We start from the raw sequence: 11782 nt of genomic DNA, 5'->3' as shown, positions 1-11782 counted from the left end.
TTTTTAAGTTAAACGTTTAATCGAAAGTGTATTACATTCCGATTTACTGTGGAAGAAAAATCGCATACCATCCGTAAAACGTTTTCCATAATAACCGAGACACCATGAAATTCCTCCCCACGACTACCGCCGCACTGGTGGCGGTGCTGGCCTGCGCGCCGGCATCCGCCGCACCGATGAACCGCATCGTTCAAGACAACGCTTATCAACAACTCGACTACTTCTTTGCCAAGCTGGTGGCGGAACGCGAGGGCATGGTGCTCGACGGCGCGTCGCCGTTCAAGAGCGGCGACAAATTCTTGCCGGGGAAGGTGGCGGCGGGTCTCGGCCATGTGCTGCTCAACACCGCCAAGGACGATCCGTCGCTGGCGCAGAAGCTGAAGGATTACCGCGACATCGCCGACATGACGGTCGGCATGGACAACCACACCTGGGGCATCTACTACTACATCGGTACGCTGGTGAAGCTGAAGGAAGCGGGCCTGCTGGAACGCGCAGTCAGCCCGGAGACGCTGGAAAAACTGCGCAAGCAACTGGATTGGCGCACCTTCGTCACGCCGCAGTGGGATCTGATCAACCTGCCGACTAATTATTACGGCGTGGCCTTCAGCATCGCGCGCCTGCGTATGATGATGGGCTGGGAAGATGACAGCGCGGGCAAGGTCCTGCTGGAGAAGATGCTCACCCATTACAAAAAATATTCCGGCACCTTCGGCTTCTCCGACGAGACCGATGGCGAAGGGCGCTTCGACCGTTACAGCATCCTGCTGATCGCCGAGATTTGCGAGCGCTTCCTGGAAACCGGCCTGCAGCCGACCGACGAGCTGAAAGGCTTGCTGCGCAAGGCGGCCGACATCGCGCTGAATGTCGCCAACACGGAAGGGCAGGGCTTCAGCTTTGGCCGCAGCCTCGGGCCGTATGGCGAGACAGCGCTGATCGAAATCCTGTCTGTATCCGCCTACCTCGATGTGCTGACGGCGGAAGAGAAGCAGTATGCGTATGCCTTCTCTTCGCGCATCGCGGAGCGCTACATGAATTTCTGGTACGACCCGGCCATGCATTCGCTCGACATGTGGGGTAAGGGCCGCCGCACCGATACCTATCGCGGCAAGCATCGCATCCTCGGCGAGAATTTCTCGCTGCTGCACCAGCTGATCTACACCAATGAGACGTGGAACAAGGCCGGCTTCAAGGATGTGCAGCCAAAGGCCGATTTGCAGGCGTGGCTGGACAAGAACCGCCCGCAGTTCAGCACCACCACCTTTGCGCAGGGCGAGTACGACCGCGCTTTGTCCATCTTCCGCGACGGGAAGCACGTGGTGAGTCTGAACATGATCAACGGCGGATCGAGCCAGCATGACAACAGCCCCTACTATCCGCTGCCGTTTGCGCCGGGCCTGGTGTCGGGTGTGGCCGACAGCGGCGGCGCGCACGCGCAGCTGCTGCCGAAGTTTACGATGGCCGACGGCGCGCAGCTGATCGGCGCAGCGTGGATCAAGGACATCAAGACCGGCAAGGATGGCAAGCGCTACACCGTCTCGTACCGGCAGGATGAGCTGGACCGCCTGGGCAAGAAGGGCCCGCAGAAGGACGCGCGCATCAAGCTGCGCACCAGCTACACGCTGGAACATGGCATGATGACCCGCACCGACGTCTACACGCCGGTGGGCACGCAGGAGGTGGAGAACATCACGCTGGAATTCGCGTCGTTCTCGGATCAGGCTAAGATGAAAGGCAATACCGTCACCTTCGGACAAGGCGACGTGAAGTCGTACGGTGTAAGCGGCTTGCAGCAATGCGTGGCGGCGCCGACCAACGGCAGCAAGGATTTCATGGCGCCCTATGGGCCGATGAAAACGCTGGTCACCTGCAGCACCGGCAAGCTGACGATGAAAGAGCCGCTGACGATCAAGTGGACCATCAAATATCAATAAAAGGAGACATGGATGCGACAAGTGTGGAAGCAGCTGCTGTTAGCAAGCTGCCTGGCCGCGAGTTTTGCGGCGGCAGCGCAGGATGATGATGCACCGGGACAGGCGCAAGCCCACAAGGGCGCGACTGCCCGCGCCGAACTGGCCAAGCAGCCGCCAACGCTGCAAAACATCTACGGCCGCCAGCACTTGTCGCTGAACGGTCGCTGGAGCTACATCGTCGATCCTTACGAGACGGGCTTCTACAATTATCGCCGCCAGCCGTTCGACCAGTCGCCGACCGGCGCGGGCGGCTACTACGACGACCGCAAGCCGAAGGACAAGGACGATGCGGTCGAATACAACTTCGACGGCTCGCCGACGATGGCTGTGCCGGGCGACTGGAATTCGCAAGCGGCCAAGCTGGAATTCTACGAAGGCACGGTGTGGATGCGCCAGAAGTTCAACGCCGCACCCAAGGACGGCAAGCGCTACTTCCTCTACTTTGGCGCGGTCAATTACGAGTCGCACGTCTACCTGAATGGCAAGAAGCTCGGTAGCCACAAGGGCGGCTTCACGCCGTTCCAGTTCGAGGTGACCGGCCGCCTGCTGAAGGGCGAGAACACGGTGGTGGTCAAGGCCGACAACACGCGCCATCAGGACGATATCCCGACCGTGAACACCGACTGGTGGAACTACGGCGGCATCACGCGCGACGTGCTGCTGGCTGAAACGCCGGATACCTACATCGAGGATTACCAGATCCAGCTGGCCAAGGGCGACATGGGCCGCATTGAAGGCCATGTGCAGCTGGCCGGTGTAAAGCGTGCGCAGGACGTCACCATCTCCATCGCGGAGCTGGGCCTGAAAGCCACCGTGCGCACTGACGCCAATGGCCGCGCAGCCGTCAGCATCGCGCTGCCGAAGAACAAGGTGCGCTACTGGTCGCCGGAAGATCCGAAGCTGTACAGCGTGACCATCGCCGGCGCCACCGACACGCTGACCGACCGCATCGGCCTGCGCAGCATCGAGACGCGCGGCCACGATATCCTGCTGAACGGGAAGTCGGTGTTCCTGCGCGGGATCTCGCTGCACGATGAGAATCCACTGATCCCGGGCCGCCTGCGCGGCGAAGGCGATATGCGCATGATGCTGCAGTGGGCCAAGGACATGAACTGCAATTACGTCCGCCTCGCGCACTATCCTCACAGCGAAGAGATGATCAAGCTGGCCGACGAAATGGGCCTGCTGGTGTGGGCCGAGGTGCCGGTGTACTGGACCATCTCGTGGGAGAAGCCGGAAGTCTACGCCAACGCGGCGCAGCAGCTGACCGACCTGGTGGTGCGCGACAAGAACCGCGCCAGCGTCATTATCTGGTCGATTGGTAACGAGACGCCGGTGAGCCCGGTGCGTACCGCCTTCATGGGCAAGCTGGCCGATACCGTGCGTTCGCTGGACCGTACTCGTTTGGTCGGCGCGGCGCTGGAAGTGCATCGCACCGGCGACGTGGTGACGGTCGAGGATCCGCTGGCCGAGAAGATCGACCTCGCCAGCTTCAATCAGTATGCCGGCTGGTACTGGTCCAACAACAAGGAGATGATGAAGTTCTCCTTCAAGGTCAATTACAACAAGCCGGTGCTGGTGACCGAGTTCGGCGCCGATGCGCTGGGCGGCTACCACGCCGACAGCGACACCAAGTGGAGCGAGGAGTATCAGGACCAGCTGTACAAGAACACCTTCAAGCTGCTGGATGCGATTCCCGGCCTGCGCGGCATGACGCCGTGGGTGCTGACGGACTTCCGTTCGCCACGCCGTCCGCATCCGTACTTCCAGGACTACTGGAACCGCAAAGGCCTGATCTCGGAGACCGGCAAGAAGAAGCAAGCCTTCTACACGCTGAAGTCCTACTACGAACAAAAACAGCAGCAATACAAATGAAAAAACTCCATATCGCAGCGGCCGTCGCCGCAAGCCTGGCGGTTTCCGCCCACGCGCAAGACACGCAGATCGATCGCAAGGTCACGGAACTGATGCAGCAGATGACGGTGACCGAGAAGGTCGGCCAGCTGCATCAACTCTCCGGCCGCCAGTTCACCGGCCCCACCAGCAGCAATTACGCCGACAAGCTGGCCGACATCCGCGCCGGCAAGGTCGGCTCGATGCTGAACGTAACCGGCGTCGCCGACACGCGTGAGATCCAGGCGCTGGCGCTGAAGTCGCGCCTGAAGATTCCGCTGCTGTTCAGCCTTGACGTCATCCACGGCTACAAGACCGTGTTCCCGGTGCCGCTGGGCGAGGCCGCGTCGTGGGACATGGAGGCGATTGAGCTGTCGGCGCATATCGCGGCGAAGGAAGCTGCCGCCGCAGGCATCCACTGGACCTTTGCGCCGATGGTCGACGTGGCGCGCGATCCGCGCTGGGGCCGCGTGATGGAAGGCGCCGGCGAGGACACTTACCTCGGTTCGCAAATCGCCGCCGCGCGCGTGCACGGCTTCCAGGGCAAGCAGCTGGGCGCCACAGATTCGGTGATGGCGACCGCCAAGCACTTCGCCGCCTACGGCGCGGCGATTGCGGGCCGCGATTACAACGCGGTCGACATGAGCGAGCAGCAGCTGCATGAGGTGTACCTGCCGCCGTTCAAGGCTGCCGCCGATGCGGGCGCGGCCACCTTCATGAATTCCTTCAATACGCTGAACGGCATTCCGGCTACCGGCAACGCCATGCTGCAGCGGGATATCCTGAAGGGCGCCTGGAACTACAAGGGCTTCGTGGTCAGCGACTGGGCTTCGGTGCGCGAGATGGTGCCGCACGGATTCGCGGCCGACTTGTCCGATGCAGCGGTCAAGGCCATCAACGCCGGCAGCGACATGGACATGGAAGGCTACGCCTACAGCCAGCATCTGGAAGCCGCCGTCAAAGCCGGCAAGGTGAAGATGGAGGTGCTGGACGACGCCGTGCGCCGTGTGCTGACCAAGAAATTTGAACTGGGCCTGTTCGATGAGCCATACCGCTACTCCGATGCGGCGCGCGAGAAGGCAGTGCTGGGTGATGCATCGCACCGCGCCGCCGCGCTGGACGTGGCGCAGAAGTCCATCGTGCTGCTGAAGAACGAGAACAAGCTGCTGCCGCTGTCGCGTGAAGCCAAACGCATCGCGGTCATCGGCCCGCTGGCCGACTCGCAGCGCGACCTCGAAGGCGGCTGGGTGGTGCAGGGCGAGCGCGCCAAAGTGGTCAGCATCGTGGAAGGCATCCGCAGCCACGCCGGCAAGGCGAAGATCAGCTACGCGCAGGCGTGCGCGCCGGGCTGTGCCAGCAGCGCAGGTTTTGCCGAAGCCGTGGCCACTGCGTCGCGCTCGGACATCATCGTGCTGGCTGTGGGCGAAACGTGGGACATGAGCGGCGAGGCCAAGTCGCGCACCGACATCACCTTGCCGGGCCAGCAGGAAGCGCTGTTCAACGCGCTGAAGGCGACCGGCAAGCCGATTGTGGTGGTGATGCTGGCCGGCCGTCCGCTGGTGTTCAACACCATCGCCGACAAGGCCGACGCCATCGTCTACGCCTGGTTCCCCGGCAGCGAAGGCGGCAACGCGGTGGCCAATGTGCTGTTCGGCGACTACAACCCGTCCGGCAAACTGCCGATCACCTTCCCGCGCAGCGTGGGTCAGATTCCGCTGTCGTACGCGCAGTACAACACGGGCCGTCCGGTGCTGGCCGATAAAAACATCACGTATCGTTCGGCCTACATCGATTCGCCGAATACGCCACGCTACGCCTTTGGTCATGGCCTGAGCTACACCGACTTCAAATACAGCGGCCTGGCACTGAGCAGTGCCGTGATGGCGGGGACGCAGAAGGTGACGCTGTCGTTCGATCTGGCCAACAGCGGCAAGGTGGAGGGCACGGAGATTGTCCAGCTCTACCTGCGCGATATGGTGTCGTCGGTGGTGCGGCCGCTCAAGGAGTTGAAGGGATTCCAGAAGGTGCGCCTGAAGCCGGGTGAAACGCGCCGCGTCAGCTTCACCATCGACCGCGACACGCTGTCCTTCTTCAACAGCCAATTGAAGTGGGGCGCAGAAGCGGGCGAGTTCAAGCTGATGGTGGGCAGCGCTTCGGACGACATCCGCCTCGAAAACACGCTGCAGCTGACGCAGTAATCAGCGCAGCTTGAGGATCTTCGGCAGCTCGCCGGCTTTATCCAGCGCCTCGATGGCGTTGTTAAAGTCGGCGGCGCTGATTTTGCTCTTGCGCGAGACGGCGCACCGGGTATTCACTTCGTAGACCGTCATGACGTGGTAGCCGGCCGGCATATTGCCAGTCCTGACCTGCTTGTCGAGCACATTGCGCGGCACCACCAGGTAGTCGAAACGTCCCGCCAGCCATTTGCGCACCGACATCGCGCTCGATGGCGCATCGTCGCGGATGTATTCCTGTCCCAGCGTCTTTTCCAGTTCCGGATAGCGGAAGCCCAGCACCATGCCGAGGCGCTTGCCGCGCAAGTCCTCCACCGTGGCCGGCGGCTTCACGTGCGCGGAGCTCACCACCACTTCGCTGATCGGGATGAAGGCGCGGGTCCAGTCGACGTCCCCCGGCAGCCACTCTGGCAGGTAGCTGCACAGGATATCGCCGTCGCCATTTTCCAGCGCTGCCATAAGGCGGTTGCGCGGCAGCTTGACGTACTCCACCCGCCGACCCAATTGCCGCGCCAGCGCCGCGCCCAACTTGTCCTGGAAGACGGTGGGCGGCATCACCGCGCCCAGCATGTCGTCCACTTTTTCCACGTAGCGCAGCGGCGCCTTTTCGGCACCATGCGTCGATGCGGTTGCCGCCAGCAGCGCGGCCATGAGGAATGCTCGCATCAGCAGCGCAGCCCTTTCTGCATCTCTGCCACTTCCTCTCGCAGCCAGTCGCAGAAATGCTCGATCTTGGCCATGCCCTGCTTGCTGCGGCTGACGATAATGCGGTAGCCGCGATCGTAGGGCGCACTATCGCAGCACACCATTTTGAGCACGCCGTTGCGCAAGTCTTCACTGGCGATGGCGTGCGACACCAGCGCAATGCCTTGTCCCGCCACCGCCGATTGCACCATCACCGCGAAGTTGGTGAACGCGCGCGAGAAGTTGTACTTGCCCTTGAGCGCATTGTTCTGGCGTAGCAGCGCGATCCACGTATCGGTGGTGAATTCGTGCAGCAGCGGGTAGCGGTGCAGGTCCGCCAGCGTGATCTCGCTCTCGCCGGGCGCCAGCAAGGACGGGCTGTAGACCGCCACCAGCCGGTCGTGGAACAGCAGGCCGGGATCGCCCGGCACCACGTCGTAGGTGCGCAGCGCGAGGTCGGTGCTGCCGTCGTCCATGTTCGCCAGATGGTCGCTGGAGTCGATGCGGATGTCGAGTTCCGGATACAGCTGGGTGAAGCGGGCGATGCGCGGCACCAGCCATTTGATGGCCAGCGAGTGCGTGGTCGAGATGCGCAGGATTTTTTCATCATCGCCGGTTTGCAGCGCGGCGACCTTGGTATTGAGCTCGGCCAGCGTGCGGCGCACGGTGCCGGCCAGCTCCTGGCCTTTTTCGGTCAGCGCGATATGGCGCGGATGGCGCACGAATAAGTCGAAGCCGAGTGCTTCTTCCAGCTGCTTGACCTGCAGGCTGATGGCGGCCGGCGTCTTGTGCAGCTCTTGCGCGGCCAGTTTGAAACTACCCCAGCGTGCCGCGCAATCGAAATCGAGGAGGCCGGACAGGGAGCGCAGCGGTTTGGTCATGGACAAGCTTTTCTTACTCTAATGGCGAAAATAACTCGTTTGATAACACTTCGGGTCTGGCAGAAAATATAACCCATACGCCGCCAAAACTCCATGAACAAGTTTTTCTTTTTAGGAGATTGCCATGTCCCACACCGCCGCTGTCCCCTGCAAGCCCGCCTGCACGGCTCCCGCCAAGGAGCCGTTCGCGCCTAAATTTTCAGCAGAGCTGATGAAGATGTTGTCGCAGCTTGTAACTTTGCGCTGATTTAAAGTGACGACAAATCCGGGCCGTCCTGCTTGCCCAGCCACGTCGTATCGAACCGTTTTTGTGTCGCCGCCAGCGCCGCCTTGTCGCCGCGCTGGCGATACACTTCCATCAGGCCGCGCAGCGCCCAGCCATTGCTCGGCGTCTTGGCGAAGGACGCGCGGAATACGCTTTCCGCTTCGTCCAGCTGCTTGGCCCGCACCAGCGCCGCGCCCAGCGACTGCCGCACCGGGTAGTACCAGCGCGGCGGCTCGTCGTAAGGCAGCATGTCCTGCAGGGCCACCGCTTCGCGATAGGCCTTGATTGCGCCGGGCAGGTCGCCTCGTGCGTCGGCGATGCGGCCGCTGGCCACGTGGCGTGCGATGGTGATGACTTCCACGCTGACGCCTTGTTCGGCCAGCGGCTTGAGCGCCGGATCGTTCTGCATGGCGGCCAGCGCGTCGGTTTCTTTTTGCGCTTCCGCCAGCATGCCCTTGCGCGCGTAGCCGGTGGCGCGGGCGTAGTGCCACATGGCCTGCACAATCACCAGCTCCTTGCCGGGATCGGGCAGCGCGATCAGCGTATCCGGGCTGCTGAACTGCACGTGCGAAAAGTAGGGCGAGGCTTTGACCGACTGCATCACGCCCATCGCCTTCACCATATCGGTGGTGAGCGCCTTGTCCAGTTTCGCGGCGGCGGCCAGCGCCTGTTTGCCGTCCCCGCCCATCAGCGCCGACACCATCGCGAAGTGGATGTTGTGCGGGTAGTAGCCGCCTTTGTAGATCGCATCGCTGGACTGCTTGGCGAAATATTTTTCATCGACAGCCATCGCATCGACGTTGGATTGCAGTGCGTCCTTGTACAGGCCCACGCGGTAGTAGATGTGCGACGGCATGTGCACCATGTGGCCGGCGCCCGGCACTTGCCGCGCCAGCACGCGCGCCGCAGGCAGTGCCTTGTCGGGATGGCTCGATGCCTCCACCGCGTGGATGTAGTAGTGCGCCGCGCCGGGATGATGCGGGTTGCGTTCGAGGACGCGCTCGAGCGCATCGACCATGTCCGCGTTGCGGCCTTTCGGCGTGCCGCCGCCGGCTTCCCAGTAATCCCACGGCGACAGGTCCATCAGCGACTCGGCATACAGCACCTGCACATGGTCGTTGTTGCGGAAAGCCCTGGCGGCGTCGCGCATGGCGTCGGCGTAAGCCTGGTCGAGTTGATCGCGTTTTGGCGGCGCGGGGTGCTGGTAGCGCAGGGCCTGCGCCTTGATCAGCGCCTGTTCGACGGCGCTGGCGCGGGCGGCGTTGGCACTGGCCTTGGCGGCGGCGGCATGGGCCGGCGCCACGGCATCCTCCGGCATCGGCAGGTTGATGTTGGGGCCGAGCGCCAGCGCTTCGCCCCAGTAGCACATGGCGCATTGCGGGTCGAGCCGCTGCGCGGCGCGGAAGGCGCGGATGGCTTCCGCGTGATTGAAGCTGAACACCAGCCGCAAGCCCTGGTCGAAGTAAGCCTGCGCGCGCGGGTTGGCGGTCGTGATCTGGAAGTGCAGCTGGCCCAGGTCCTGATACAGCGGTGGCGGCGCCTCATCCATCTTCGGCGCCTGCGCCATCGAGGCGGGCTTGAACGGCGCGGTCTCGGCCTGCGCCAGCATCAGGCGGTTTAGCAGCACCGGGCGTCCCGAGGTTTTCGCGCTGCAGATATCGCCAGCAGTCAGTAGCGGATCGGTAGCGACAGTGCGCTTGGCCTGGTCGACGCTGACCACAGCGCCGGCCAGCAGGGCAGCAATGCTGAGCAGTTTCATCATACGAACCTCCCCTTGTTAAGGCCTCAGGACGGCCGGGTAGCTTCCTCTACGTATCCCAGCCAGCGCATGGCCTGTTCGCGCGAGTCGCCGCAGAACTCGACGTTCGGCTGTAGCGAGGCGCAGACGGCCGGCCGGTCGGGATGGCCGAAAATCTTGCAGCGTTCGTTTTCATCCAACTGCACGCACCTGACCCCGGCCGGTTTGCCGTTGGGCATACCGGGAATCGGGGAGGAGATGGACGGCGCCGTGCAGCAGGCGCCGCAGTCGGGGCGGCATTGGAAGGTCATGATGGGTCGATATTTTACCCGAGTTGCCGCAGCCACCCGGCCACTTGCCCGGCCACCCACGCGCCGTCGTCGAGCGGCAGGTCGTGGCCGGCGTCCGGGTGCTCGGCGTGCGACGCCTGCCATGCGCGCGCCAGGTTGCGCGAGCAGCATGGATCGACCAGCTGGTCGCCGGCGCTGCTCAGCACCAGTGTTGGCACGCCGGGCTTGTGCGACGGCGCGCGGAAGCGGGCGGCGGACCACAGCTGGCGCAGCGCGTTGGCGCGCGTGACCGGGTATTCGCGCTGATAGTCCAGCCATTGCGCCAGCAGGGCCGAACGCTGCGCCGCATCGCCACGGCGACTGGTCAGGCGCAGGATCAACTGCTCCTGCCGCTCCACGCCGCCGCGCGCCATCAGCTTCAGTATCGCAGGGTAGTTCTGCCAGCGCAGGCGCTGGTGGAAGCGGCTGTAAGGGCGCATGCTGGTGTTGATCAACACGCAGCGCGCGATCTCCTGCGGGTAGCGGCTGGCCCATTCCACCGCCACCATGCCGCCCAGCGACAGTGCCAGCAACGAGTAGGGCGCCGGCACGCCGCGTTCGCGCAGGTCGGCGCGGCAGAATTCCACCATTTGTGCCACCGAGGTCGCGCTGCGCATGGCGTGGCGCTGGCCGTTGCCCGGCAGGTCGGGCGTGACGATGACAGCATCCGGCAGCACCTGCGCCAGCTGCGCGGGGAAGGCGCCCCAGTGGCGCTGCTCGCGCATCAAGCCGCGCAGCAGGATCCAATGGCTCATGTGTGATACCACTGCGCCAGCGCGCGGCGATGCTGGACGGTGCGCGCCATCCCTTGTGGCATCCAGCGCCCGTGGCTGCTGGCAGCGCGCATCAGGAAATCGAACAGGATCAGGTGGCGCCGCAGCACGCGCTGCAAACGATGGCTTGCGGTCGGATTGAAGATGGCGATGCGGTCGAAGATCTGGCGCGGGTTTTTTTTCACCCACAGCCACGAACCCATTTCCAGCGTCAGCGGCAGGAACACGTGATCGCTGTTCAGGTACATATAGTCCCACAGGTCGCCGTGGGTACGGTACTGGCGGCTCTGCGGCTCGAACACGTAGTTGTGGTTCGGGTAGGCGGTGCTGAACAATTCCTCCAGCGCGCCGATGTCGGCCAGGTGCGGAATCGGTGTGGCGGTGTGCGCGTGCGGGAACCAGATGCGGTCGCGCAGGCCGAAGCCGGAGTGGCAGTCGAGCGTCATGCTGAATTGGCGCGACAGCAGTTCGCGCTCCACCAGCGCGCACACGGCCTGGCTTTCCGGCTCCATCGGCGCGCCCTCGGCGCCGCGATACCACGGCAGGTGATGGCTGTAGCGCTGCCCGCCCAGCATGAACGGCACTTTTTCGGTGGCGCTCAGCGGCGCGTTGCGCATCAGGTCCACGCCTTGCGGATTGCAGCGTGTGGCCTGCCACATGCCGCCCGGGTTCACCAGCGGCATGAACACCAGCCGCATCGATTCCAACTGCTGGTGCAGGGGGGCGTCCCAGCGCAGCCGCGCCAGCAGGCTTTCCATGAACGACAGCACCACCTGGGTGCCGATGCGTTCCAGCCCGTGAATGCCGCCGAAGAAGCCCAGCGCCGGCACGTCCGGGCTCGGATTGCCCAGCGCGATGCTGTAGACCGGGAAGCTGCGCCCGTCCATATGCACAGTGTGCGGCGTGCTCACCTCCAGATGCTTCCCGCCTTCGTCGATCAGACGTTTCAGGGTGATGAGTTCGGGCAGGTTCTTCTCGGGCATGGCGGGCGACACAAAAAGAGATGACCGCC

General features: G+C 63.5%; 10 protein-coding genes. 4 read left to right on the top strand and 6 right to left on the bottom strand.

The window, feature by feature from the left end; translation table 11 throughout:
* Positions 1-104: 104 nt before the first annotated feature.
* The 3 genes from BMZ70_RS17130 to BMZ70_RS17120 are packed head-to-tail and all read left to right on the top strand — an operon-like array spanning position 105 to position 6064.
* A complete protein-coding gene (locus BMZ70_RS17130; protein ID WP_092276853.1) occupies positions 105-1934 on the top strand; it encodes a hypothetical protein in 1830 nt (609 codons plus the stop codon).
* Positions 1935-1946: 12 nt separating this feature from the next.
* Positions 1947-3848, top strand: a complete 1902-nt coding sequence (locus BMZ70_RS17125; protein WP_092276850.1) for a glycoside hydrolase family 2 protein — start codon at positions 1947-1949, stop codon at positions 3846-3848.
* Positions 3845-6064 carry a glycoside hydrolase family 3 N-terminal domain-containing protein gene (locus BMZ70_RS17120; protein ID WP_092276847.1) on the top strand — a complete coding sequence of 740 codons (2220 nt, stop codon included), beginning with the start codon at positions 3845-3847 and terminating at the stop codon, positions 6062-6064. The genes BMZ70_RS17125 and BMZ70_RS17120 overlap by 4 nt, the downstream gene beginning before the upstream one ends.
* Here the strand turns inward: BMZ70_RS17120 and BMZ70_RS17115 are convergent, their stop codons facing one another.
* Together BMZ70_RS17115 and BMZ70_RS17110 are read right to left on the bottom strand one after the other, a co-directional pair.
* Complete coding sequence (locus tag BMZ70_RS17115; protein ID WP_092276844.1) at positions 6065-6766, bottom strand: substrate-binding periplasmic protein; 702 nt, start codon at positions 6764-6766, stop codon at positions 6065-6067.
* The gene (locus tag BMZ70_RS17110; RefSeq protein ID WP_092276841.1) at positions 6766-7665 is read right to left on the bottom strand and encodes a LysR substrate-binding domain-containing protein; all 900 of its coding nucleotides are present in this window, start codon (positions 7663-7665) and stop codon (positions 6766-6768) included. The genes BMZ70_RS17115 and BMZ70_RS17110 overlap by 1 nt, the downstream gene beginning before the upstream one ends.
* Positions 7666-7789: 124 nt before the next feature.
* Here BMZ70_RS17110 and BMZ70_RS29115 point away from each other — a divergent pair, with 124 nt between their 5' ends.
* Positions 7790-7912, top strand: a complete 123-nt coding sequence (locus tag BMZ70_RS29115) for a hypothetical protein (RefSeq protein ID WP_255372218.1) — start codon at positions 7790-7792, stop codon at positions 7910-7912.
* Position 7913: 1 nt separating this feature from the next.
* Here the strand turns inward: BMZ70_RS29115 and BMZ70_RS17105 are convergent, their stop codons facing one another.
* From BMZ70_RS17105 to BMZ70_RS17090, 4 genes are read right to left on the bottom strand one after another with little or no spacing between them, the layout of a single operon-like run.
* The gene (locus BMZ70_RS17105; RefSeq protein ID WP_229205435.1) at positions 7914-9692 is read right to left on the bottom strand and encodes a tetratricopeptide repeat protein; all 1779 of its coding nucleotides are present in this window, start codon (positions 9690-9692) and stop codon (positions 7914-7916) included.
* A 23-nt stretch (positions 9693-9715) separates the two neighbouring features.
* On the bottom strand, positions 9716-9979 hold the full coding sequence (locus BMZ70_RS17100) for a YkgJ family cysteine cluster protein (RefSeq protein ID WP_092276838.1): 264 nt from the start codon (positions 9977-9979) through the stop codon (positions 9716-9718).
* 14 nt (positions 9980-9993) lie between these two features.
* On the bottom strand, positions 9994-10752 hold the full coding sequence (locus tag BMZ70_RS17095; protein WP_092276835.1) for an alpha/beta fold hydrolase: 759 nt from the start codon (positions 10750-10752) through the stop codon (positions 9994-9996).
* Positions 10749-11753, bottom strand: coding sequence for a M14 family zinc carboxypeptidase (locus BMZ70_RS17090; protein WP_092276832.1), 1005 nt, complete (start codon positions 11751-11753; stop codon positions 10749-10751). Before BMZ70_RS17090 ends, BMZ70_RS17095 begins: the two co-directional genes overlap by 4 nt.
* Positions 11754-11782 lie beyond the last annotated feature (29 nt).

It is taken from the genome of Duganella sp. CF402 (assembly GCF_900109645.1).
GTDB lineage: Bacteria > Pseudomonadota > Gammaproteobacteria > Burkholderiales > Burkholderiaceae_D > Rugamonas.
The sequence above is the reverse complement of the archived record's forward strand: the minus strand, read 5'-3'. Positions and strand labels throughout refer to the sequence as shown.